This window comes from Haloglomus irregulare, assembly GCF_007421925.1.
Classification (GTDB): Archaea; Halobacteriota; Halobacteria; order Halobacteriales; family Haloarculaceae; genus Haloglomus; species Haloglomus irregulare.
Genome location: NZ_QMDX01000009.1, coordinates 1 through 23,457, shown reverse-complemented (window position 1 = coordinate 23,457; position 23,457 = coordinate 1). Strand labels below are relative to the sequence as shown.

Annotated in this window: 18 protein-coding genes, 1 tRNA gene and 1 pseudogene; 8 read left to right on the top strand and 12 right to left on the bottom strand. The window is 66.7% G+C overall.

The features are described from left to right. The first annotated feature begins 3 nt into the window (after positions 1-3). Positions 4-495 carry an NUDIX domain-containing protein gene (locus DP107_RS13245; protein ID WP_144262631.1) on the top strand — a complete coding sequence of 164 codons (492 nt, stop codon included), beginning with the start codon at positions 4-6 and terminating at the stop codon, positions 493-495. A gap of 57 nt (positions 496-552) precedes the next feature. Here the strand turns inward: DP107_RS13245 and DP107_RS13240 are convergent, their stop codons facing one another. The 3 genes from DP107_RS13240 to DP107_RS13230 all read right to left on the bottom strand — a co-directional run bounded on the left by DP107_RS13240 (position 553) and on the right by DP107_RS13230 (position 4,260). Next, complete coding sequence (locus DP107_RS13240; protein ID WP_144262630.1) at positions 553-1,458, bottom strand: serine/threonine-protein kinase RIO2; 906 nt, start codon at positions 1,456-1,458, stop codon at positions 553-555. Positions 1,459-1,693: 235 nt separating this feature from the next. Continuing rightward, entirely contained in the window at positions 1,694-3,865 is a 2,172-nt protein-coding gene (locus tag DP107_RS13235) for an amino acid permease (RefSeq protein WP_144262629.1), read from the bottom strand. Then, a complete protein-coding gene (locus DP107_RS13230; RefSeq protein WP_144262628.1) occupies positions 3,862-4,260 on the bottom strand; it encodes a potassium transporter TrkA in 399 nt (132 codons plus the stop codon). The genes DP107_RS13235 and DP107_RS13230 overlap by 4 nt, the downstream gene beginning before the upstream one ends. A gap of 230 nt (positions 4,261-4,490) precedes the next feature. Between DP107_RS13230 and DP107_RS13225 the strand changes: the two genes are divergently transcribed. Continuing rightward, on the top strand, positions 4,491-4,988 hold the full coding sequence (locus DP107_RS13225) for an Lrp/AsnC family transcriptional regulator (RefSeq protein ID WP_144262627.1): 498 nt from the start codon (positions 4,491-4,493) through the stop codon (positions 4,986-4,988). 13 nt (positions 4,989-5,001) lie between these two features. Here the strand turns inward: DP107_RS13225 and DP107_RS13220 are convergent, their stop codons facing one another. From DP107_RS13220 to DP107_RS13210, 3 genes are all read right to left on the bottom strand, one after another. Then, a complete protein-coding gene (locus DP107_RS13220; protein WP_144262626.1) occupies positions 5,002-5,961 on the bottom strand; it encodes an alpha/beta hydrolase in 960 nt (319 codons plus the stop codon). 659 nt (positions 5,962-6,620) lie between these two features. After that, positions 6,621-7,550, bottom strand: coding sequence for a hypothetical protein (locus tag DP107_RS13215; RefSeq protein ID WP_144262625.1), 930 nt, complete (start codon positions 7,548-7,550; stop codon positions 6,621-6,623). A 743-nt stretch (positions 7,551-8,293) separates the two neighbouring features. Beyond that, positions 8,294-10,204 carry a hybrid sensor histidine kinase/response regulator gene (locus tag DP107_RS13210; protein WP_185977308.1) on the bottom strand — a complete coding sequence of 637 codons (1,911 nt, stop codon included), beginning with the start codon at positions 10,202-10,204 and terminating at the stop codon, positions 8,294-8,296. A gap of 193 nt (positions 10,205-10,397) precedes the next feature. On the opposite strand from DP107_RS13210, the gene kynU reads away from it, so the two are divergent. From kynU to DP107_RS13195, 3 genes are all read left to right on the top strand, one after another. Further along, on the top strand, positions 10,398-11,696 hold the full coding sequence (gene kynU / locus DP107_RS13205) for a kynureninase (protein WP_144262623.1): 1,299 nt from the start codon (positions 10,398-10,400) through the stop codon (positions 11,694-11,696). A 93-nt stretch (positions 11,697-11,789) separates the two neighbouring features. Next, positions 11,790-12,167: a hypothetical protein gene (locus DP107_RS13200; RefSeq protein ID WP_144262622.1), complete on the top strand. Its 378-nt coding sequence runs from the start codon at positions 11,790-11,792 to the stop codon at positions 12,165-12,167. Positions 12,168-12,244: 77 nt separating this feature from the next. Further along, on the top strand, positions 12,245-12,715 hold the full coding sequence (locus DP107_RS13195) for a cupin domain-containing protein (protein ID WP_144262621.1): 471 nt from the start codon (positions 12,245-12,247) through the stop codon (positions 12,713-12,715). Positions 12,716-12,761: 46 nt separating this feature from the next. Here the strand turns inward: DP107_RS13195 and DP107_RS13190 are convergent, their stop codons facing one another. Continuing rightward, positions 12,762-14,162 (bottom strand): single-stranded DNA binding protein, encoded by a 1,401-nt coding sequence (locus DP107_RS13190; RefSeq protein WP_144262742.1) that lies wholly within the window; start codon positions 14,160-14,162, stop codon positions 12,762-12,764. Positions 14,163-14,328: 166 nt separating this feature from the next. Further along, entirely contained in the window at positions 14,329-14,928 is a 600-nt protein-coding gene (locus DP107_RS13185) for a DUF7504 family protein (RefSeq protein ID WP_144262620.1), read from the bottom strand. A 212-nt stretch (positions 14,929-15,140) separates the two neighbouring features. On the opposite strand from DP107_RS13185, the gene DP107_RS13180 reads away from it, so the two are divergent. The 3 genes from DP107_RS13180 to DP107_RS13170 all read left to right on the top strand — a co-directional run bounded on the left by DP107_RS13180 (position 15,141) and on the right by DP107_RS13170 (position 16,788). Further along, positions 15,141-15,213, top strand: a tRNA-Arg gene (locus DP107_RS13180). Between the two features lie 198 nt (positions 15,214-15,411). Next, positions 15,412-16,521, top strand: coding sequence for a tyrosine-type recombinase/integrase (locus tag DP107_RS13175; protein WP_144262619.1), 1,110 nt, complete (start codon positions 15,412-15,414; stop codon positions 16,519-16,521). Positions 16,522-16,524: 3 nt separating this feature from the next. Further along, a complete protein-coding gene (locus DP107_RS13170; RefSeq protein ID WP_144262618.1) occupies positions 16,525-16,788 on the top strand; it encodes a hypothetical protein in 264 nt (87 codons plus the stop codon). Positions 16,789-18,255: 1,467 nt separating this feature from the next. Here DP107_RS13170 and DP107_RS13165 read toward each other — a convergent pair. From DP107_RS13165 to DP107_RS13150, 4 genes and pseudogenes are all read right to left on the bottom strand, one after another. Next, entirely contained in the window at positions 18,256-19,215 is a 960-nt protein-coding gene (locus DP107_RS13165; RefSeq protein WP_144262617.1) for a hypothetical protein, read from the bottom strand. 1,640 nt (positions 19,216-20,855) lie between these two features. After that, positions 20,856-21,245: pseudogene (locus tag DP107_RS13160) on the bottom strand (response regulator); the annotation flags it as partial. A 114-nt stretch (positions 21,246-21,359) separates the two neighbouring features. Beyond that, a complete protein-coding gene (locus DP107_RS13155) occupies positions 21,360-21,566 on the bottom strand; it encodes a hypothetical protein (RefSeq protein ID WP_144262615.1) in 207 nt (68 codons plus the stop codon). Positions 21,567-21,653: 87 nt separating this feature from the next. Next, positions 21,654-22,631, bottom strand: a complete 978-nt coding sequence (locus tag DP107_RS13150) for a patatin-like phospholipase family protein (RefSeq protein WP_144262614.1) — start codon at positions 22,629-22,631, stop codon at positions 21,654-21,656. Positions 22,632-23,457: the final 826 nt, after the last annotated feature.

The window sequence follows — 23,457 nt, the reverse complement described above, 5'->3', positions numbered from 1 at the left end:
CGGATGGAGACCACCCGCCACTTCACTGCGACCGTCTACATCGTCAACGACGGGGCGACGGCGCTGCACGACCACCACCGCATCCCCGGCTGTATCCCGCCGGGCGGCCACGTCGACCGCGACGAACTCCCCCACGAGGCCGGGCTCCGCGAGGTCCGCGAGGAGACCGGGCTGGAGCCGACGCTGCTGGACGCGACGCCCGAGGTGCCCGCGCCCGCGGGCCGGGCGCTCCCACAGCCCCGCCACCAGCTACTGTACGACATCAACGTCCACGAGGACGGCCGCGTGGGCCACCAGCACATCGACCACGTCTACTACGCGACCGTCCCGTCGCGCGAGGTCGACCCCGCCGACGGCGAGGACGGGCCGGAGGTCTGGGACTGGTTCACCCCGGCGGAGCTGCGGGCGGGCGAGACGGCCCTCGACGCGACGCCCGACCCCGACACCGTGGAGATCAGCATCGAAGCCATCGAGGCGGCCGCGGGGACGGGGTAGGCGAGCGGCGCCGTCGTCGCCATCACCGGATCACCTGCCGGATACGCACGCCGGCCCTCACGCGAACGTGCGGACGGTCTCGAAGCTGTCGTCCCGGATCGCCGTTGCGAGCGCGCGCTCGTCGATGTCGGGGGTCTCGTGGGGGTACTTCCGGGCGAAGTAACCGAGCAGGTTCTCGATGTCGCGCGCCAGCAGCTCCTCGGCGTTCTCGTGGTCGGTCGGGACCGCCTGCGGCCAGTCGAAGACGGTGACGCCGTCGGCGGCGACGAAGACGTTGTACTCGGACATGTCCGCGTGGACGAGGCCCTCGCGGTAGGCGGCGGTCATCTGTTCGAGTACGAGGTCGAGCACGGGCACCACCTGCTCGTCCGTGAGGCCGGCCCGTGAGAGTTCGACGCCGTCCATCTTCTCCATCACGATGGCGTGGCGGTTCCCGTCGACCGGGCGGGGGACCTGCACGTCCGGGTAGAGCGCCTCCAGCGCCTCGTACTCCCGCTCGGCGGCCTTGCGCGCGGTGTAGAACCAGGAGATATGCTCCTTGTCGCTGGTGTAGTCGCGCTCCTTGTCCACCTCCCGGAAGTTCGTGTAGCCCTCGCGGTGGTATTTCAGCGCGAGCGGCTGGAACGAGCGGGCCTCGTAGACGTCGGACTCCTTGCCCACCCCGAGCGAACTCCCGACGCCGTCGATGGTCTCCCGTTCGGCGAAGGTGTGCAGCGCCAGGGCGTCGTATCCCTCGAACGTGAGTCGGTAGCCGGTGTACTGGATGGTCTTGCGCTCGACGAGGCCGCGGCGCTCACAGCGGTCCAGCCGGTAGTCGACGTTCTCCGAGTCGAGGCCGGAGAAGCCGGGGAGCTTCCCCTCAGCGACCCAGCGCGAGAACCGCATCCCGTGCTCCAGGCCGGACAGGAGGTGGAAATCCTCCGGCTCGAGTTCGGCCATCTCGCCGGCCACGTTCCGGACCATGACAGCCGTAGCGCGGCGACAGGCAAAAGCGCCACCTCTCGGGCCGCGACGGCCCCGGTCACCGGCGTAAACGGTATGCGACGATACGAAATCGGAGGCCTGACGTTGTGCGGGTCGGGTGGCGCCGCGGAGCCAGGGAGCCGCTCGGCGTCCGGCGCAGGACACCGTCACGGCCGGCATCGTTGCGCCCGAAACTCGGAGCCTCTCGCGGGGGCGGTCAGCCCGCGACCGGGGTTCAGAAGGTGAGTCGCTCCAACAGCCGCCGGGACAGGGACGGTCGGCTGGACTCGTGGGGATAGACGGTGACCGTCGTGCAGCCGGGGCTGGGGAAGCGCGGGCCGTCGCCCTGCAGCAGGCTGCGGAGGCGGTCGTCCGCCCCCCGACGGACCAGCAGGTCGGGCCGGAACGGCTGCCCCCCGTCCGTCCGGAGGGACCGCCCTCGGACCGGGACGCTGAGCAGCTCCGAGAGCTCCGACTGGTAGTCATCGACCGTCCGGCGCTGCTGGTCGGTGTGCTCGTCGGCGGGGTACCAGAGCGAGACGTGGCCGTCGCCGGCGGCCGCGATGGCCTCCGCGACGTTCACCGACAGCGGCGGGTACGGCCCCGCCCCGGAGAGGACGACCCCCTCGGGGCGGTCGTAGCCGCGGTTGTCGACGAGGAGCACGTCGCACGGGGCATGCCGGACGACCCAGTCGATGGGGTCGCCGAGCAGCCGGGAGCGGAGCCGGAGCGGCTCGTGCTCGGTCAGGACGGTGTCGACGCCGCGCTCGTCGGCGAAGTTGACGACCGCGTGTTTGGTGTCGTGGCTGACGATCTCGTCGGCCTCGACCGCGACCCCGAGCTCGTCGGCCAACGCCTCCGTCCGGGTCTCGAAGGAGATGTCCGACTCGGACTGGACGGTCACGGCGTCGGTCAGCGGCGCCTGGTCGGGGATCTCCTGGAAGCGGACGGCGACGACCCGCCCGTCGTCCGGGCGGACCAGGTCCGCGGCCATGCTGATGAGCGACCGCTCGCGGTCGGCGTCGCCCGCACGGGTGAGTGCGACCAGCACCTCGCGGGGCGCCTCCGCCCGGGCGGTCTCGACCTCGGTGAGCGACTCGCGGCCGACCTGGCGCCGGATGGCGTCGGTCGCGGCGCCCTCGCGACGGACCCGCGGTCGGACGTAGACCAGGTACCAGACCACGCTGGCGACCGTGATGAGGGCCGCACCGGCGAGCGCGACGGTCCCCATCTGCGTCAGCAGCGCCAGGCCGGTGACGGCGCCGAAGACCTGCATCCACGGGTAGAGCGGCGAGCTGAACTCCGGCTCGTACTCCGCGCTCCCCTCGCGGAACGCGACGACTGCGAGGTTGATGAGCGCGAACACCATGATCTGGAACGCGCTGGCGAGCTTCGCGATGTCCAGAATGGGGACGAACGCGATGAGCACCAGCAGCACCACGCCGGTGAGCGTGATGGAGTTGACCGGGGTCCCGAACCGGTCGCTGACGGCCGACAACGAGGGCGGCGCCAGGCTGTCACGGCTCATCGCGAACGGGTAGCGCGACGAGGAGAGGATGCCGGCGTTGGCCGTCGACACCAGCGCCAGGATGGCCGCGAGGATGACCGCGACCACGCCGGCCCGTCCGAGCGTGACCTCCGCGGCGACGGCGACCGGCGTGAGCGTCCCGGCGACGCTGCCGGGGTCGGTCACGCCGACGAGGACCGCCACGATGGCCACGTAGAGGACGGTCGTGAACGCGAGCGAGCCGAGGATACCCAGCGGGATGTTGCGCCCGGGGTCCTCGACCTCCTCGGCGACACTGGCGACCTTCGTGACGCCGGCGTAGGAGACGAAGACGAGGCCGGTCGCCGCCAGCAGCCCGCCGATGCCGTCGGCGAAGAAGTCCGCGTAGTTGCCGGTCTGGGCCGACGGCGCGCTGCCGGCGGCGAACCAGCCCAGCGCCGCCAGCATCACGACGACGATGCCGACCTGGAGGCGGCCGGTCTGCTTGGCACCGACCACGTTCACCAGGATGAGGAGGGCCGCGAGCGCCAGAGCGACCGGTTTCAGCGGCAGGTCGAACAGCAACAGCAGGTACGGCACGCCGCCGACCAGCGCGAGCGCGCCCTTGAACGACAGCGAGAACCAGGTCCCCGCCCCGGCGATGGTGCCGAGCAGCGGGCCCATCCCCCGCTCGATGTAGATGTAGGTGCCGCCGGCCTCGGGCATGGCGGTCGCCATCTCCGACTTCGACAGCGCGGCCGGCACCACCAGCAGCCCGGCCAGCAGGTAGGCGAGGATGACCGCGGGGCCGGCGATCTTCAGCGCCAGCGCCGGCAGGATGAAGATGCCGCTCCCGATCATCGCGCCGACGCTGATTGCGAGCACGGACGGGAGCCCGAGGTCGCGTTCCAGTTCCTTCATAGCTCGTCGATCACCGCATCGGAGAGCGCCGTCGTCGCGCAGACCGGCTCGTGACCGGCCGCCTCGAACGACTCCAGTCGCGGCGGGTCGTGGACCAGGACGAGCACCCTGTCGACATCGAACCGCGTCTCGGCCTGCTGTGCGAGGAGCAGGTTCCGGCCGTCCGAGCGCGTCGCGACCACGACCGTCGGCACGCCGTCGAGTTCCGCGACCACGGGCGACTGTGGCTCCCGGCTGTCGTCCACCGGCGGCCCCACGTCGAGCAACTGCACGTCGTGGCCGTCGGCGTGGAGCCGGTCGGCGATCTCGCTCCCGACGCTATCGCCGCTCAGCACGCAGTAGTCGGCTGGCTCCTCCTCCGCTCGGTCGGTACCGGTTGGTCGGCTGAGACTCATGACGTGTTGGTCTCCGCGGGCACCGGGCACGCGGCGTTATCAGGACTTAGATGACGGAACCCTATAAACTAGCCGGTTCTGCCGACGGACTGTCAATACGAGTTGGTCTCATACCAGAAACTGTCACCAACGTTCGTTCCGATGTCCCCCCGGCAGCGGGCCGGTTGCGGCGGGCGTCCGTCGGCGGCCGGCGGAAACATTGATACGCCGTGCGCGCCCGCACGGGACCAATGAAGAACGGCGAACTGGACGCGACGGACCGCCGTATCCTGTACTACCTCCAGCAGGACGCACGACGGACCTCCTCCAGCGATATCGCGGCGGAACTCGACCTCTCCTCGAGCACCGTCCGGACCCGGCTCAAGCGGCTCGAGGAGAGCGGTATCGTCCGAGGGTACCACATCGACATCGACTACGACCTGGCCGGCTACCCGCTGTACACGAAGCTCATCTGCACCGCGCCCATCCCGGAGCGGGACGTGCTCGCGAACCGTGCGCGCGACATCCGCGGCGTGACCGCCGTCCGGGAGATCATGACCGGCAAGCGGAACGTCTACGTCAACGCCATCGGGACGGACCACGACGACCTCAACCGAATCAGCAAGGAGCTCGACAGCCTCGGGCTGGACATCGTCGACGAGCAGCTCATCCGCGACGAGTACGTCTGCCCGTACAAGGGGTTCCTCGACCCCGACACCGAGGAGGCGCCCGAGGGCGAGGAGCCGTAGAGGGGCGGCGGCGCTACCGTAACCACGACGCCAGCGCCTCGCAGACACGGTCCATCGCCGCGTCGGCCGCAGACACCCGGTCGGTCAGCGAGCAGAACCCGTGGGGGAGGTCGGATCCGTGGACCCGCTCGACGGGGGCGTCCGCGAGGCGGTCGGCGTACGCCCGTCCCTCGTCCCGGAGCGGGTCGACGCCGGCGGTCGCCACGACCGCGGGCGGAGCGTCGGCCAGCAGGTCGTCGTCGGCCCGGAGCGGCGCCGCGAACGGGTTGTGGGCGTCGACGGGCGAGCGACAGTACTGCGCCCAGAACCACTCGACATCGGCGGCGGTCAGTAGCGGGGCGTCGCCGTGCTCGGCGTACGACTCGGGCGGGTCCGCGCCCGGGCGGTCGAGCATCGGATACAGCAGCGCCTGCGCGGCGATGTCGGGGCCGTCGGGACCACCGGCCCGGAGCGCCGTCGCCGCCGCCAGGCCGCCGCCCGCGGAGGTGCCCGCGACCGCCAGCGGGCCACCGCCGCCGAGCGACCCGGCGTTGGCGGCGGCCCACCGCGTCGCGCGGTACGCGTCATCGACGGCCGCGGGGAACGGGTGCTCGGGTGCGAGTCGGTAGCCGACCGACAGCACCAGCGCGCCGGTGCGGTCCGCCAGGGCCCGGCAGACGTCGTCGGCCGAGTCGAGCGTCCCGAGCGTCCAGCCCCCGCCGTGGCAGAAGACGACGGTCGGCCGGTTCGATATCGCGGTATCCGGTTCATCGTCACCCGGCGGGTCGCCGACCGGTCGGTACGCCCGGAGCGGCAGGTCGTCGCCAGCGGGGCCCTCGATGGCGAACTCGCGGATCGCGGCCATCTCGGGCGTTCCGCTCCCGGCGAACAGCTCGGCCTCGAGACGGCGGGCGCTCGCGACCGACAGCGACGACCACACGGGGACGTCGGGGAGTTCGCGGACGACCGCGGCGCAGTCGGGGTCGAGGTCCATGTCCCCCCTCGCGGGGCCCCGGGCAAAACGGTCCGGGCAAGGGGACCGGACGGTTCGGCGTCACGGGGAGCCCGGGGCCGCACTGGGTATCGGGATGACACCGACGCGTCGCTCGGTCGTCCGGGGACTGGCCGGTACCGCGGTCGCGGCCCGTGGCGTTGCGGGGACGGCGGCCGTACCACTCGACCGCGAACGGTTGGCCAGGCACTCGGACGGCCACGGCTCCCGGTGGCGGCAGCGTCGCCGCCTACGGTGAGGCCCGGCATCACGCCGACCTCCGGGACGTGGCTCCGCGATGGTGGCTGCACGCTGACCGTCGGGAGCGGGGTGGTCCACGAACACGGCGGTGAGTGCCGACGGGCGATCCCGTGACGGGGAACGGGCATCGGGCGTATCTCTCGATACCTGTGCGTTTCCGTCATCTCGTGCCATGTTTTCACGTTACAGTCCCTGTACAGATGATTTTCGGGAGCAACCCACGAATCCTGCCGGCGCCCGTGGGGCCACGCGCACGCTCGATAAACCAGTCCCCACGATACGGAACCGTCGGTGCGGCCGGGGCTCCGGCGACAGCACTGGCCGTATCGGGGGCGACGAGGCACGCGAGCCGAGCTGGGGACGGCGAGCAACGCGGCGAGCAGCGGTCCCACAGCGCCGGGTCAGGTGTCGCGGGCGGCTGCGGCGGCGAGACCGACCACACTGCCCAGGAGCGCGGCGGCGACCGCGACCGCCAGCCAGCCGCCCGGGCCCAGCGCCGGCAGGAGGCCCCCCGTGGGGCTGGCCGGGTCGAGCGCCGGGAGCGTGGTGGGGTCGACGGAGCCGCCGCGGTCGGGCCGTGGGATGAGCCCACGCTGGGCCAGCGCGGGGAGTGCCTGGGCACCGATGATGGCGACCAGCACAGCGGCGTAGGCCAGCAGCGACCGGCGGAGCCGACGGCGCCAGCGTGGGACTCCCGGGTCCGGGTCGGTGGCCGCGAGCGTGGGGCGGGCCACGCCGATGTAGAGGACCGTCCCGAGCGGGTGCCGGGCGGCGGCCAACCGGAGAGCGAACAGGAACACGGCGCCGAGAGAGGCGCCGGCATGGGTGAGCGTGCGGTCGCCCTCGACGCGGAGGCTGTCACCCCGGACGACGAGTGGGCCGAGGCGGGCGGCCGCCGGCGTGGTGTCGTCGGTGCCCGCGCCGTCCGTGGTGGTATCGTCCGGGGCGGGGGCGACCGCCTCGGGGTCGGCGTCGGGGTCGTAGGGGATGATGTCCGGCGAGCGGCTACCGGTGTCGGTCAGGACGACGCCGAGGAGCGCTCGGAGGCTGGTGCCGGTCAGCAGCGACAGCAGGCTCGCCCAGCGGGCGCCGGTGACGAGGCGGCTGGCGAGGCCGTCCGGCGCGGGGAGGAGGACGAACAGGGCGGTCAGCGAGAGGAAGACGGCGAGTCCGGCCCGCAAGAGGAGTCGGGCGCGGGTGGCGACCCGTTCGCGGCGGTCGGTCGGCCAACCGGCCACGAGGTCGGCGGCCCACGGGAGGACACCGTTGGGAGCGTCCGGGCGGAGGTCGCGGTCCGGGCCGAGGAGCGCGTCGGGGCGTGACCGGGCCATCAACACCGGTCGTTACCCGCGATGGGTCATAAGCCACCGTGGCCGGCGGCGGCACCCGTGCATACACTCCTGTCTGCTTCCGTTGGACCGGGAACATGCAGGTTCGGTTCGTCTACTCCGATGACGATGCCGAACTGCTGGGTGGCACGCTCGATGCGGTTCGAGCGGTGATCGGAGGGGAACGCGCTGAATACGAGGGGCCAGCTCCAACACCCCGTTCCGCCACGACCCCAGCGACGACGCCACCGAGCCATCGCGCCGTTGCCACGGCCGTCGCGAGCGCCGGTCGGGGGTAGCACGGGCCGGGCGCTCGGGGGAGGCCCGGCAGGAGCCGTCCCGGGGTTCAGGTGTGTTCCGGAGGGAGACCGCTCGGTACCCGTCTCATCGGACGGCATCGTGCGAGACACGACACGGCGTCCCGAGCGCGACGGCCAGTGCGTGCGTGTAGCGGAGGAACGCGACGAGCAACAGCGGCACGGACGACACCGACCCGCATCCCAGGAGGCCGCCCGTCTCGGTGGCGAGTTCCCGGGCCCGGCCTACGAGTCGAACGGCAACCCACCCGTGAGCAGTGGGGAGGCAGAGTGCACCGCGAGGACGGTCCGGTTCGGGAGGGCGTGGCGGACCCGCGTGCGCTCCGTACGTTCCGGGGTCGGTAGCGTCCGGCAAGCGCGTTCCCCGCTCCGGCCGCCCGGGGACCGGGTCGTGCCCCGGCTTCGGCAGCCGGCGAGCGGGGCGAGCGGTTACGCGTCGAGGGGCACGACGTCGGTCTTGAACTCGAAGCGGGCGCCGCCGTCCGCGCTCTCGGTGGCCGACACCCCCCAGCCGTGGGCGCGGGCGATGTCGGCGACGATGGAGAGGCCGAACCCGGTGCCACCGTCGTCGGCGAAGCTGACGCCGTGGTCGAACACCGATTCGCGGCGGTCCGCGGGGATGCCGGGACCGTCGTCGGCGACGTAGAAGCCCGCGCGGTCGGGGAGGGAGGCGACCGTGACCGAGACGGCGTCGTCGGCCGCCGACCCGGTGGCACCGTGTTTCACACAGTTCCGGAACAGGTTCTCGAACAGCTGCGTAAGGCGGCTCCGGTCGCCGTGGAGCGTCGGCAGGTCCTCCGCGACGGTCAGCGACGCGTCCCCGATGTCGACGTGGCCCCAGGCGTCGCGGGCGACGGTACCGAGGTCGAGTTCGGTTCCGTCCTCGACGGTCGTCCCGCCGCGGGCCAGCGCGAGCAGGTCCTCGATGAGGTCGCCCATCCGCTCGTGGGCCTCCTCGACGCGGGCGAAGTCCTCGGGGGCCTCGCTCTCGCGCGCGAGGTCGAGGTAGCCCTTCGCGACGGAGAGGGGGTTCCGGAGGTCGTGGCTGACGACGCTGGTGAACCGGTCGAGACGCTCGTTCTGCCGGCGGAGTTCGGCCTCGCGCTCCGCGCGGGCCATCGCGGCCTCGGTGTTGGCGCCGAGCACCCGGAACAGGTCCACGTCGCGGTCGGAGAACTCCCGCGTCGTCGTGGCGCCGGTGATGAGCAGCCCCTGCTCACCCAGCGGGGCGATGATCTCGCTGCCGATGGCGGTGTCCGGGTTCTGCCGGCCCGGGACGTCGGTGAGGTCGTCGTACACCTCGAGCTCGCCGTCCTCGAACGCCCGCCAGGCTAGACTCCCGCCCGGCTCGAACCGTGGCTGCTCGTCGATGACCTCGTAGCTCCGCTCGGTCATCGCGACCGGAACGAGGGCGTCCTGCCGGGCGTCGTAGCGCCAGAGCCCGGTCATGTCCAACTCCAGGATGTCGGCCGCCGCCTCGACGGCGATCTCGCCGACCGTCGGGATGGACCGGGCCACGTTGAGCTCGCGGGTCGTCCGCTGGAGGGCTCGTAGCTGTCGCTCGACGCGCTTCTGTGGCGTGATATCCTCGAACACGGCGAGCACGCCAGTCGGCTCACCCGCCGTGCCGGGGACGGGGACCACGGAGAGCAGGAGGTCGATCGCCTGCCCCGACTTCGTCCGGCGCCGCGTCTCCTCGCGCCGGATGGTCCCCCCGTCCAGCACGCGCCGGAGCCGGTCCCGGTACGTCTCCTGCTCGCCTTCGGGGATGATGGGGAGCGGGCCGCCGACGGCCGCCTCGGCCGACCAGCCGAACATCCGCTCGGCGCCCGGGCTCCAGCGCTGGACCACGCCGTCGCAGTCGAGTTCGATGATACTGATGGGGGCCGCCGCGACCAGCGACTCCAGCCGGCGGTTCGTCCGTCCCTGCCGGCGCCGGTCCCGGGCCGTCTCCGCCAGCGAGTTCACCCGGGTCGCGAGCAGCGCCAGCGTGTCCTCGGCGGGTCGGTGCGGGATGTACGCCTCGGCGCCCGCCCGGTTGGCCTCGACGGCGACCGCGTCGGCCGGCCGGTCCGCGTACAGGACCGTCGTCAGCTCCGGGTGCCGCTCGGCGAGCGCCCCGATGAGTTCGGGCCCGGTCCCGTCCGGGAGGTCGTGGACGGTGACCAGGCAGTCGACCGGGGACTCGGACAGCGATTCGAGCGCGGCGGCGGCGCCCGACACCGTCGCGACATAGAGGCTGTCGTCCTCGAGCGCGGCGCGGACGGTGTCGCCGTGGGCCGTCTCGCCAGTCACGCAGAGCACCCGCAGGGGGCCATCGAGACGTCGCGGTTCGACCACTGCGAGCAGTTCGGGGTGCACGGACTAATCCTTTCGCTCGACTGGCCGCGGATCGAGGTAGCGGGACAGGAGCGACAGGGCCGGCGACGCAGCTCCCGGTCCCGTGGTCGTCACAGGAGCGGGACGGCGGCGAACCGTCCGCCGGCCCGAGCGACGCACAAGAGGCATACCCGAGCGGGCGTATCCCGGACCAATGACCGAGACACCGGGCGGCAACGCTCACGACACCGACGCCGACCGGCGTACCCGCGAGTGGGCGGTCGCCGCGGACGGGGCGCGCTGGTCGCTGGCGGACGCCTTCGACGCGCCGGGGACGTACATGGAGGGGAACTCGCTGGGGCCGGTCTCCGATGCCGCCGCGGAGGCGGTCGAGGCGCTGCTCGCGGAGTGGCGCGAGCTGGGCGTGGCGGGGTGGAGCGAGTCGGACTGGTTCGACTACGGCGAGCGCCTGGGTTCGCGAGTCGCGCCGATGGTCGGCGCCCGCGAGGACGAGGTGGTCCTCGCGAACAGCACGACCGTCAACCTCCACACGCTGGTCGGGACCTTCCTGCGGGAGTCGTCGGGCTCGAAGGTGCTGGTGAACGAGCTGGACTTCCCGAGCGACCACTACGCGGTCCGCGCGCGGCTGCGCGAGCGGGGACTGGACCCCGAAGCCGATCTCGTACAGGTCGCCTCGCGGGACGGCCGCACCATCGACGCCGCCGACGTCGCGGCCGCGCTGGACGCCCACCCCGAGGTCGGCGTCGTCCTGATGCCGTCCGTCCTCTACCGGTCCGGCCAGCTGCTGGATGTCGCGGCCATCGCGGAGGCCGCCCACGAACACGATGCGGTCGTCGGCTTCGACTGTGCACACTCCGTCGGCGTCGTCCCGCACGAACTCGCCGACCACGGCGTCGACTTCGCGGTCTGGTGTAGCTACAAGTACCTCAACGGCGGTCCGGGCGCGGTCGCGGGGCTGTACGTCCATCGGCGCCACCACGGGACGATGCCGTCGCTTTCGGGCTGGTGGGGCCACGAGAAGGCCACCCAGTTCGAGATGAACGAGCGGTTCACGCCCGCGGCGGACGCGGGCGCCTGGCAGATCGGGACGCCGCCGCTGCTCGCGATGGCACCGCTCCGGGGCGTGCTGGACCTGCTCGACGAGCGCGGCGTGACGGTCGCGGACCTCCGGGAGCGGTCGCTGGCGCTGACGGACTACCTGTTCGAACTCGCGGACGCGCGACTGCCCGAGACCGAGGTCGCGACGCCACGAGCCCCGGCCGAGCGCGGCGGCCACGTCGCGCTGGCCCATCCCGAGGCGTACGGGGTGAGCGAGGCGCTGGCCGAGCGGGACGTGGTCGTCGACTACCGCCCGCCGGACGTCGTCCGGCTCTGTCCGGGGCCGACCCACGTCGGCTTCGCGGACTGCTGGGACGCCGTCGACGCCATCCGCGAGGTGCTCGACACCGGCGCGCACGAGGCCTACGGCGAGCCGGGCGGCGGCGTCACCTGAACGCGGCTGGCGCGAGGGGCGAGCGCCCCGACCGAACCCTGCCGGCGGCCCGGACCACAACCGCTAACCGGGCGGCGCGTGGCCCGTACTCGCATGGCACCGACCTCGCTGCTGGGGAGTCTCGCGACGCTCCTGTTCGGCGTCGTCTCGCTGGTCGAACCGGACGCCATCGCCGGGGCGGTCTCGCTCGCACCGGTCGACGCGGCCGGCCGCTCGGAGATCGCCGCGGTCTTCGGCGGCGTGTTCACGACGCTCGGCCTCCTCGGCCTGGCCGGCGAGGACCGCCCCGTCGCGCTCGTCTGGCTCAGCGTCGTCATCGCGCGGATCCTCTCCTTCCGCCACGGCGAGGCCGTCACGCGAGAGAGCGTCGTCGGGCTGCTCGTCGAGGTCGGCATCCTCGGGCTGTTCCTGGCCCCCGAGGGTGTCGACGAGCCCGCGGTCGAGGTCGCGGCCCCCGACGGGGCGGACTGACCGTCGCAGCCCGGCGTGGGCGGGCCGCCCGCACCGTGGCCTCCTGTTTCTTGTGACCGCCAGCCGTGGTGCCGGGTATGGAGAAAGTGACCGTCGAGACGCTGGCCCCGGACAACAACCCCGGTGGCGGCCGGGAGACCGCCCGCCGCGTCGGCGAGGCGCTCGGCACCGCTGACGTGGGGCTGAGCTACTACGAACTCGACGCCGGGCAGAACCTCTCCGGCGGCATCCACACCCACATGGACCAGGAGGAGATCTTCCACGTCCTCGAGGGGACGCTCACCTTCCGCACCCCCGACGGGGAGGTCGCGGTCGGCGCGGGCGAGGTCGTCCGGTTCGCGCCCGGCGACTACCAGCAGGGCGTCAACGATTCCGGCGGGCCGGTCCGCCTGCTCGGCATCGGCGCGCCGAAGGGCTCGACCGACGTGCGCGTCCCGCAGCCCTGTGGGGCCTGCGAGGAGTCGGACAGCCTCCGGTTCGTGCCCGGCGACGACGGAATGCAGCTCCAGTGTCCGGACTGCGGCGAGACGTTCGAGACGCCCGGGTAGCGGGTCGTCAGGCAGGAGATGGCGGACGACCGACCTCGAGCGGCCGTCAGAACGTCTCCTCGACGTCGATGAACTCGCCGTCGCGGGTCCCGCGGACGGTGACGCTCTGGCCGAGCGTCACGTCCGGGTCCCCGCGGAGTTTCACCGTCTCCTCGCCGTCGTCGATCTTGACGGGGTCGCCCGTCTGGACGACGGTGCCGGTGAACTCGACCGGACCGTCGTCGGTCGTCTCGGGGGCGGTCGCGCCGGCATCGTCCTCGTCCGCGAACGCGTCGAGTCCGGTGCTGCCGCCATCGTCAGCCCCGTCGGTACTCCCGCCGCCCTCGTCGCCCGTCGCGGCGAGACCGCCGTCCAGCGGCGTAACCGTCGACTGCCAGCCGGCCGAGGCCTCCAGGTCGTCCTGCCAGCCGTCCTCTATCCCGACCTCGGCGGCCAGCAGTTCGTCCCCCGGGCCGATGTCGAGGTCGGCCTTGTCACCCCACAGCGCGACCCGGATGTCGCCCGTCGAGTCCTGCAGCCGGACGTTCCGGACCTGGCCCTCGCTGCCGTCGTCGCGGTCGAACGTCCGCTTGGGGTCGGCCGAGCGGACGACGCCGGCGATGTCGACCGTCTCACCGATCTCGACGGCGCCGATGTCGGTCGCCTCGGGGACGAACTCGACGTCGGCGTCGACGGCCTCGACGGCGCTCCGGTCGTTGACGTGGAGCTCGAGGCTGCCGTCGCGCTCGCGGACGTAGCCGTCGACGATCTCGACGGTGTCGCCGGCCTCGAACGTCTCGACGGCCTCGGTCTGCTCGTCCCAGAGCGTCACCCGGACGCGGCCGGTCTCGTCGCCGATGACGAGGTTGCCGACCCGGCCCTCGCTGCCGTCGTCGCGGTCGAAGGTGCGGACCGACTCGGTGTCGAGCACCACCCCCGCGAGGGTCACGTCGGACTGGCCCATCGCCAGCGAGTCGATGGTCGCGCCGCCCTCCAGGTCGACGTCGAGTTCGGCCTCCTCGTCGACCTCGACGCGGTCGGCGCTGACCTCGAGCCCGCTGTAGCCGTCCTTGGGGCGGCCCTTGATGCGCAGCACCTGGCCCGGCTCCAGCTCCTCGGTCGCGGCGGCGGCGTCCTCGTCCCAGAGCGCCAGCCGCACGCGGCCGGTCCCGTCGGCCACCTCGACGTTGACCACGCGGCCCTCCGCGTCCTCCTCGTCGCGCTCGAACGTGCGGACGTCGCCGACGGAGACCACCTTCCCGAGGAACTGCACCTCCTCCATCCCCGGCTCGATGTCGGCGATGCCCTCGACCTCGCTCTCGCCGAGGTCCTCGGCGATGAGCATGGCCGCGACCTCCTCGTCGACGAGCCCCCCCATCTCATCGACCTTCTCCTCGACGGCTGCCCGGAACTCCTCCTCCGGGATGTCCGCATCGACCTCCGCGTAGATGTCCTCGATAGCGCCCATCGGTGTGTGGATGTTGGGGGTGGCAGTTCCGTTAAGCGTTGTCGTCGCGTCGCCGTCGCGAGCCCCCGACCCCCGCTCATCAGGGGGCTCGTCGGCCGTGTTCGGCTCCATACCGCGTCTGCCGCGGCTTCCGGTTTGAAGCTCCGGGACCCGAGCGTGCGGGGCGCTACGGCCAGGTCGTCTCCTGCCAGCGCCCCTCCTCGTGCGCCACGACGGTGTCGAACAGCGAGGTGAGCGTGGCGACGGTGCGGTCCTCGTGCGCGCTCGGGTCGAGGTGGTAGTGGGCGGTCGCGCCGGTGGACTTGACGCGGTTGACGAGGACGTGGAGGAAGCGGAACACCCGCTTCAGTTCGATGTGGGCCAACAGCGTGTTCAGCGACTCGAACATGAGCAGCGACTCGCTGCGCTGCCAGTTCGTGAGCCGCTCGCTGACGGTGATACCGAGGCCGGTGAGGTCAGCGGGCTCCTCCGCGACGCGCTCGACGCCGGGCGGGTCGGCCGCCTCGGGGGCGGACTCCTGGACCAGTACCGTGGTGCCCGGGCGCTCGTCGACCGTCCCCCAGGCGTCGAGCCACCGCGCGGGGTCCTCGGTGAACGAGACCACCAGCAGGTTCGCCAGTCCGGAGGCGACCAGGTCGTCGACGTAGGTGGCGCGCGCGGCGCTATCCAGCCGCTCGGAGAGGACCAGCACGTTCGCAGCGTCGGTCAGGTCGGGGGCCGCTCCGCCCGTGGAGGGCTCCGTCTCTGCCGATTCCCCCGCCGGCATACTGTTCTGGTACTACCCCGTGTGTCATAAACACGGTGCTTACCCGCGGAACGGCCGGACCGGGGTGGCACCGGGGGCGGCCCGTCCCGGAGGCCACGGGAGAGATCGGTCGTTAGAGGGCCCGAATGGTCCGTCAAGTCGGTCGAGGTGGAATCGGGGGAGACGGGTGGTTCCGAAACCCCTATACGAACGTCCGCGCTACCGGTTCATGAGTCCGGTTAGGGTAGTGGACTATCCTCTTGGCTTGCGGAGCCAGGGACCAGCGTTCAAATCGCTGACCGGACGTGCCACGGCTTCTATCGACAATTTTCCGGCATCGACAGGAGCACACAACGATGCCGCCTATAGCCAAGACGACTCTGTTGAACCGACCATCCCGCCGCCGTCCGGCGATTCGACCAACCTGTCAGACCAAGTATAAGAACTGCGCGGCCAGACAACATGGAGCGGCGCGACAGCCCCCATCTGCTGAGGTGTCCCTCAATGCCTGAAGAACTGAACGGCATCCCACTCGTTCCGGAACCCTCGCGCGCGAGACTAGATGACCGCCAGCGGATGACCTACCGCGACCACCGGCGGAACCTCATCGACTGGCTGCTGGTCTTCGGTAAAAACCCAGACAAAGCCGAGGGCTACGCACAACGGACTGTCCTCAACACCGCACAGCGGCTTGATTTGTTCTATCGCTGGGTCTGGAGCAAGCGTAGCGGCTTTACAACCGCCATCAGCCACGACGATGCAGATGCCTACATGCGTCACCTCGCGCGCAAGGACGAGGGAGACTACTCCCGAAACAACACTCAGAGCGCGCTGAAGCGACTGTTCAAGTGGCACGCCCACGAGCGGGGCGGCGACCCATGGGAACCAAAGATTAGCTTCACAGAGCCGAGTGCAAGCGCTGAACCACGCGACTTCTTGCTCAAAGAGGAGCGGCGGCAAATACGCGAGGCAGCTCTGGAGTACGGCTCAATTCCAGGATACAACGGCCTTTCCGCAGCAGAGCGAGACCAGTGGAAGGCATATCTCGCACAACGACTGTCAAAGCCCAAATCAGAGGTCACACCAGACGACTGGGACAAGGTGAATAGTTGGAAGTTCCCGAGTCTCGTGTGGACATCCTTGGACGCCGGGTTACGGCCCATCGAGGTCGAGCGGGCAACAGTCTCGTGGGTCGATACTGGGAGCGCGGTGCTCCGTATCCCGAAAGAGGAGAGCAGTAAGAACGTCGGCAACTGGACCGTCAGCCTGCGTCGACAGACGGCAAACGCTCTTGACGCATGGCTGACTGAACGTGACCAATACGAGGTCTATGACGGGCGCGAGGAGCTGTGGTTGACCCGCGAGGGAAACCCCTACGGGACGGCCGCGCTTCGCTACGTCCTCAAGCGACTGTTCGAAATTAGCGGCATTGAGGCGAAGGGGCGGAAGATTTCTTGGTACATGATTCGTCACTCTGTCGGGACGTACATGACCCGTGAGGAAGGATTGGCGGCGGCACAGGCACAGCTCCGACACAACTCCGAGACGACGACCATGCGGTATGACCAAGTTCCCGTAGAGGAGCGGAGAGATGCACTCGACAGGATGGAGTAAACCATGACTGAGAACATTGATGATAACCAGATTGACACTGAGCAGCTTGCCGAATGCATGGAGCAGTACCGGGAAGCAGACAGCCGCGAGAGGAAGCGAGAAATTGAGAACCGGGTGCTTGCCGAAACCGTATGGAAAACCCGCTCACAAGCACAGACAGAGAAGCCAAAATTCAGCCAGTCAGAGCTGGAAGTAATTCACTCAGCAGTCACCGACGACGCACTTGGAGCAAAACGGCTCTTGCGAAGGAACTCACTGAACCGTTAGCTGGAGTAACATAGAGCCGCGAGCAATCCCCTATTATTAAACTCAGTTTGTGTCAGACTACCCTACGTCTCGCATGGACTACTATTATTATCGGGGTTCATACAATTGGCTTTGCTACAGTGGTCAAAGTATCACACTTATATAATAGTAATTTTTATTATACGATTCCGAGTATTCTGGCTCGCAACTCGTACTTACTCAGTACCACAGACCACCTGTGCCGCCAGAATCTATCAGCAAGGCTCTAAGCGATTCTATCAGGCGTCGAGAGGGACGCATCAAAATCTTCTGAGAAACGTCTTAGAAGGCCACCAGCGTCGTCTAACTGGATTCCAGCCCACACCTACTGCTCCAGAATCGTATCACCGATAGCATTTGCTGACACTGGAACCCGCAGATGCTCTGCACCAGTTGTACTGACTGCGTTTGCTTGGCGGTGAGGACCGCGGTTGTGGTTTCAGGGCCACCCCATATTATAATGCAGCTTGTTATACTTTAATCTAAGAGTCCTCAATGCAGTACAAACTCTACTATATGCCTCTTTATATTAATTCTATCATACAGATTCATACTATTATCTTGCGCCTCAATGCAACTCAAACAGTACTAGAGTACATGTTATAGTGTTATATAGACTGTAGTATGATGCCCCCAACACTACTGCAACCCCCACCTATTTCGACTGATTCGAATCAGCACAACAGGTATATAAATAGCAATGCGATTTTGACAACAAACAACGCAAAAATCTCGATATTTATGTAAGCTACTGCGCAAAGTATTCAATAATTGCCAGTATTTAATAACCACCAATACTCGCGACAGAATATGATAAACTTCGTATTGGCGCTACATGACCCGTTGATACTCCCGGCTCCGGCCAATGGGTTGATAGGTATGCCGAGATATCCGCCCGTATAATATAATTATTCTTATGATATTGATTCATAGTAAATATTCTTACACTTTTCCGACATAATTCGCACCGGCGCAATCAGCTGTTATACAATTAAGATAGTATCCAGGTTCAGTCATAGAGTTTGCAGGTATCAAGAACGTCAATGCAGCCTAATCCGGGCAATCTGGACCACGGAGCGGCATGAGCTATCCTCTTGACTCGCGGAATTTCATGTTTCGGGTGCTTCCACGCTTAGCCCATTGTTGAAACCTTCACGTTAATTCTGGATTAGCCCATCACCCCGACGACCTCATATCGTACTGAGACGCTGCCGTCTCCACTATTATTTCTCGTTATCCTACGGGATTCTAGGTGTCGAGTTACGTTCTGTGTGACTCCGGTACTCACCGCGTTGTCAGGGCCCGGCCGACGACCATGTGCTACCACCCGGAATCAGCTCAGGAGTTGAGATTGCCGGGCGCACTCCAGAGGCTTCCCAGGCGAACCCGCACGGAACATCCCGAGTCTGCTCCCCGAGGGGTATCGTTCTCTTGATTGGCCCATGGTAATCAATCTCGCAAACTGGGAACACCATGACTGGCCCCGAACCAGCGGTTAGGGCTGGCCCACGCTATCGCACTGCCCTCAAGTAGCGTGTCCTGCGGGTCGTTTTTGTCTGCATCCCATTTGTCGCCAAGGGGGAGATGCGCCAGCTGTGAAGCGATGTACTGTGCGCCTCGTGTGTTTCGGATTCGCCCATCGGTGTCGTACCGCTTTTTACAATTCAGTTTGACAGATTCGGCTTTTTCTGGAACCTCATCTACGAGCGATGGGTCGTGCTGAATGCGGATGGGGCCGTCGTCTCCGGCTGGGTCAAGTTCATGATGTCGCTCGTGCGCACATGGGATGTAATTGAGATGCTTGTTTAACGCTGGGGAAACGTCCTCAACCGTAATCTCGTCGCCAGGGTCATCTATCCAGATGAATCGATGCTCGTGGGGTGTTGCAGCACTTTTTGTTGTCGCGGTCACTCGGACATATTCAAAATCGTACTCACGGAGATGATAGCCCAAGCATTCCCGGATACATCGCATCACTATGTTGTTGTGAAGTAGCTTGTCGAGTATCATCGGGGTGAACCATTCGCCGTTCTTGTCGACGGGTCGGAGCCGCCGAGTGAGCATGACTGTAGTGAGTCCGTCATACTTCTGTCGAAAATGGCGGTCTGCCTCAAGCAGACGCGGATAGAGCTGGTATCGATGTCGTTCGTATTTCGAGGTCCGGTCCGTCCTCCGTGATGCCTGCTGATAGGTCACGTTAATCTCTCGTGCGCGCCCGATGTCGACCACCCTTGGCGACTCACATTGCTCAAAGGCGGTGTAGTTGGCAGGCTCAGCGATATCGGCGTCGGAGAGTGGGTCTACAAGTTCGGGGCATTCTTCACACCCACATTCAGTATAGACTTGTTTGCCGTTTATCAGTGATACCTGATTCGCCAGCGAGACTCCATAGCGCGATTCGTGGTCCACAGAATCCGGGTCAGCGGGTTCGATACTCGATGAATCAGCAGTCTTAGAGTTGTGACTACCAGTATACATGTAAAACAGGGGAGTGGAGCTTGGTGAACTGCAGCCGACTTGGTAGTGACTACTGTGTCGGTGATGGCTGGAGAAGACAGCAGTTCGGTAGCTACTGATTCCCCTCAGTTAATAACCTATACTGTGGAGGTTTAAATCTTTCTCCAGCCTGCGTGTCGGACAGGGAGATTCCTCTTCTTCTATGGCTTCTGCTGCACGGTCGTGGTACCAGTTGGACACATCCTGCGAAACGTGCGGCTGCCCCCGACCTTCTATGACACATCTCCAGATAGCATCGAGGGGAACAGTCCCCACGCGTTCTCAGCGTCCACTGTTGTTTTCAAAATGACGATGAATGCTTGGCTGCCGTGCTGTTTATTTGCTGAGGTCATCCAGTATTAACTATACAAATTGGTTGGTTCGGTCATTCTCGACTATTTCAATTCGTTATAATAAAGCACTCGTAGATGAAAGAAAACCGAATCGAGGGGTCGTCTGGGCTTGTCACGCACGCCCGAGGGGCCCAACATCTCTTTACAGTCAACTCGTCTTCCGCCCGAGGACTTCTGGGACTCAGATAGAGACAACTCACAGGATACCCCTCTCGAAGGTGAGGTTGTAGCGTGGGCGAGCCCGTTCCAGTGGTTCGATACCAGCGATGGGGTTCCCCTGTTGGGTGACCGATGACCATGGGCCAACCATGTGACTCCACCACCGACCCAGCCATGAGTGGCAAGGGAGTCCGGCGGGAGGTGTGTGGCGATGTAGATTCCGCTACTGGTGGAGCGACTGGAGCAGAATCCGTAGGTGCGGCATAGTTATCGAGGTTTGGCTATGGGCCAACTGGGGAATCGGACGGATGGACTAACGAAGGAACACACGGTAGGTCACGGCCTAACCCCGAAACGACCACGAGTAATCGCAGAGGTTAGTCAAATACTGGTTGACACACCTCGGGTCTGATAGGTCTGGCTTGACCACTCATCACCGATTAATCCGTCGAAGGTCTATGCCAAAGGAAGAGCGCGTTCGCATCGGGGGTGAGGCTCTGACCTGACCAGCGGGCGGGACCTCGCTGCAGCGAAGGCCCGACTGTGCCGCAAGTCGGGTAAACGATAATAAATGTTCAACTGAGTATAAGCTCAAAAAAATAGAATCCGGTATCACATAGGCCCATCCTTGAGTATCGGATTTCGCGTGTGCCGAGAATCACAACCTCAGCTTCGAGAAGGTGGCAGTGGTCTCCTGTGGAGAACTTCATGTCCAATCACCCAGACAGGTGACCGGACGGCTGCGACTGCGTTCCGTCAATGGAGGATCTTCCCTGCTGGCCGTGTTACCGTGACGGCTTCAAGAAGCCTGCCGAAGTGAGCAACGAATGAGCCGGTCGAATCCTGCGAAGACTCTCAGTCGAGTCCGTTCAGCCACATCTGCGACCGATGTAACAAGCGTGTTCGGACGGGCGACCTTGTGCGAGCGTATGCGACTCACTACGAGCGAGACGGGTGGGTTCTGCGGCGAGTGTGGTGCGCGGAATGTGGGGATACGACTATCCGCGAAGAGACTGACGGAGCCGATGAGGCAATGGTCGAAGCCATCTTCTGCGAGACGGCGTTCGTGATGCGGTTGGCCAGGATGGTGTACTGGTCGGCGCCACCCTCCTTCTGCAGGTAGTCGGTGACTCCTGCGGAGATGGCGTCGCTGGCGACCGTCTCGTTCCCCTTGCCCGTGTAGAGGATGAACGGGACGTCGGAGTTCCGCTCACTGACCGCTTCGAGGAATTCGAGCCCGTTCCGCCCCGGCATCTCGTAGTCGCTCACGATGCAGTCGAAGGACTTCTCGGCGGGGCGGTCGAGCCCTGCCTCGACGCTCGCGGCGGTCTCAACGCTGAGTCGGCTGTCCTCGCGCTGGAGCAACTGTGCAGTCAGCTCCGCGAACTCCGGGTCATCCTCGACGTGCAGGAGCCGGACCGACTCGGTCATTGTTCGAGGTAGGTGACAACTGTGTATAATCGTTCGGTCCGTTCCCTGGTACCGACGGGGCTCACGGCGCCGCGTGGACGGGTCTGTGGCCACCTAAGGCCTCGACGACCGGTCTCAGTCCGCCGTCTCCGGGTCGGGGCCGTCGCCCCCGCCGTCCCAGGCGTACTCCGCGCGGTTGGTGCAGCGACCGTCCGCACAGCCACAGGTCTCGCCGCCGTCGAGGTCCGACGGGGTCAGTTCCCGGAAGTCCGCGTCGGAGTGGCCCCGGTAGCCGGGACTGGTCGTCTCACGACGGTGCGAGGAGCAGTAGTACCGGACCATACCGGCCACAGACGGCCGACGGCGGTAAGCGTGTCCGCAGCGGCCAGTCTGTCCGCTCGGTCGAGGTGTCGGCGGCCGGACCCGGAGTCAGGCCTGTCGTTCGTTGAGGAACGCTTCGGCCTGGCTGCGCCCGAGGTCCCACAGTTCCGCGAGGAACGCCGGCCTGCGGTCGAGCTTCGTCGAGTAGCTGTAGCGCTGGCCCATCTCGATGCGGTGAATCTCCGTGTACTTGAACTGGTCCTCCGGGAGGTAACCTTCCTCTATCCAGGTGTTGATGCGGGCGACCGACCGGAGCTCCTGGTTGAGCGAGATGTTACCCGACAGTTCGTTCCGCCGGTCGGCGATGGCGTCGAGGCTCGCCGGCTCGCCCTCGTACTCCTGTGGGTTTATCTGGATGACCCACAGCTCGTCCGGCTTCGGCTCCCGCGGGACCTTCAGCAGGTCGTCGACAGGGGGGTTCTGCGAGAAGAGCCCGTCCCAGTGGTAGTGGCCGTTGAGCTTGACCGCCTCGAAGAGGTTCGGGACGGCCGCCGAGGCCAGCACCGTCTTGGGCGTGACGTCGCTGTTGGTGAACGTCTCGAAGATACCCTCGTTGACGTTGACCGTGCCGACGACGAGCTCCGGACAGTCCGGCCCGCAGAGCTCCGGGACGGCGTCGAAGTCGATGTGCCGTTCGAGCGCGTCGACGATGCGCTGTTTGCCGAGTTCGTCGCCGGCGACCTGGTACGGGCTGGTCATCGGCAGCGGGAAGCCCGCGCCCTCGAGCCGGGAGTAGCCGGTGAGCCACCCGTTCAACACCCTGTCGTTGACGCCTTTGGCGGCCAGGTCCGACCAGAGCCCGTTCAGCACGTCGATGGCGTCGTTTCTGTCGCCGGTGACTAGCCCGTACCAGGTGCCGACGGCGTTGAACGCGCCGCCGGAGGTGCCGCTGATGCCGACGAGTTCGTACCGTTCGTCGTCCCACCGCTCGAGCATCCGTTCGAGAACGCCGGCGGTGAAGGCGGTGTGGCTCCCGCCGCCCTGGCACGCGATGGCGACCTTCGTCGGCTCCTCGGCGTCGCTCACGACTGTCGGCCCGTCGTCGGGTGCTCGGCCTGGTACCGTGTGACCGCACCGGTGTCCACGCGGCGCCGGCCGGCGATGGTCGTGGTGCCGGCTGTGCTGTCGGGTCGGACGTCCTCGGTCGGGGACCGGGCGTGGGGGGCTATCACGTCGGTGTCAGTTCCGGGGTCCAGGAACAAAAGTCCACACGGGATGTGTGCCGACGGGAACTGGGCCCCCTGCCACCGCCCGAGACGCGGTCACTCCCCCTGTCTCTCGTCGGCGGCGCCACAGACGCTACAGACCGACGTACCGCGCTCCTCGTCGTAGACGAGCGAACCTGATTTCACCGAAAACGTGCGTGTGTCGGATATCCGTAGGTCTGTTACGGATTATCTCAATCACATAGACGCGCCGGTAGAGACGCATGAAGACCTCGTAACTCAGTATCTCGACAGGGATGTCAACCTCTTCTTACAGCATGAGTTCCCCACACCGGATACGAACTGGTTTTTGAGGCCGACGATGCTCATACCCTGATACCAGGGATTGTGGAAGCAATCCTGAAGGCGGAGAAGGAATCTCACAACCGTTGGGTCGGTGAGACGCTTTACCTCTATCCGGACCTCAATCCGTATGCGGACAGCCCGGAGCAACGCATTCAAATACGAATTGTGCTGGACAAGGAGTATAATATCCGGCTGCTCCAAGCCGTGCCGGACTTCAGCGAAGCACGCTGCGTTATTGGACTTGACGCGTTCCCAACTGAGTCAAAGTGGAGAGCGAACACGATGCCTATAGTAACCGTTAGAACTTTCTGCTCTTAGTGTGTTGGCGTATATAGTGAATC

Bases quoted from the DNA above. Each gene is read 5' to 3' on its own strand.
- DP107_RS13245 (WP_144262631.1), top strand. From the start codon at position 4: ATGGAGACCACCCGCCACTTCACTGCGACCGTCTACATCGTCAACGAC.
- DP107_RS13240 (WP_144262630.1), bottom strand. From the start codon at position 1,458: ATGGTCCGGAACGTGGCCGGCGAGATGGCCGAACTCGAGCCGGAGGAT.
- DP107_RS13235 (WP_144262629.1), bottom strand. From the start codon at position 3,865: ATGAAGGAACTGGAACGCGACCTCGGGCTCCCGTCCGTGCTCGCAATC.
- DP107_RS13230 (WP_144262628.1), bottom strand. From the start codon at position 4,260: ATGAGTCTCAGCCGACCAACCGGTACCGACCGAGCGGAGGAGGAGCCA.
- DP107_RS13225 (WP_144262627.1), top strand. From the start codon at position 4,491: ATGAAGAACGGCGAACTGGACGCGACGGACCGCCGTATCCTGTACTAC.
- DP107_RS13220 (WP_144262626.1), bottom strand. From the start codon at position 5,961: ATGGACCTCGACCCCGACTGCGCCGCGGTCGTCCGCGAACTCCCCGAC.
- DP107_RS13215 (WP_144262625.1), bottom strand. From the start codon at position 7,550: ATGGCCCGGTCACGCCCCGACGCGCTCCTCGGCCCGGACCGCGACCTC.
- kynU (WP_144262623.1), top strand. From the start codon at position 10,398: ATGACCGAGACACCGGGCGGCAACGCTCACGACACCGACGCCGACCGG.
- DP107_RS13200 (WP_144262622.1), top strand. From the start codon at position 11,790: ATGGCACCGACCTCGCTGCTGGGGAGTCTCGCGACGCTCCTGTTCGGC.
- DP107_RS13195 (WP_144262621.1), top strand. From the start codon at position 12,245: ATGGAGAAAGTGACCGTCGAGACGCTGGCCCCGGACAACAACCCCGGT.
- DP107_RS13190 (WP_144262742.1), bottom strand. From the start codon at position 14,162: ATGGGCGCTATCGAGGACATCTACGCGGAGGTCGATGCGGACATCCCG.
- DP107_RS13185 (WP_144262620.1), bottom strand. From the start codon at position 14,928: ATGCCGGCGGGGGAATCGGCAGAGACGGAGCCCTCCACGGGCGGAGCG.
- DP107_RS13175 (WP_144262619.1), top strand. From the start codon at position 15,412: ATGCCTGAAGAACTGAACGGCATCCCACTCGTTCCGGAACCCTCGCGC.
- DP107_RS13170 (WP_144262618.1), top strand. From the start codon at position 16,525: ATGACTGAGAACATTGATGATAACCAGATTGACACTGAGCAGCTTGCC.
- DP107_RS13155 (WP_144262615.1), bottom strand. From the start codon at position 21,566: ATGGTCCGGTACTACTGCTCCTCGCACCGTCGTGAGACGACCAGTCCC.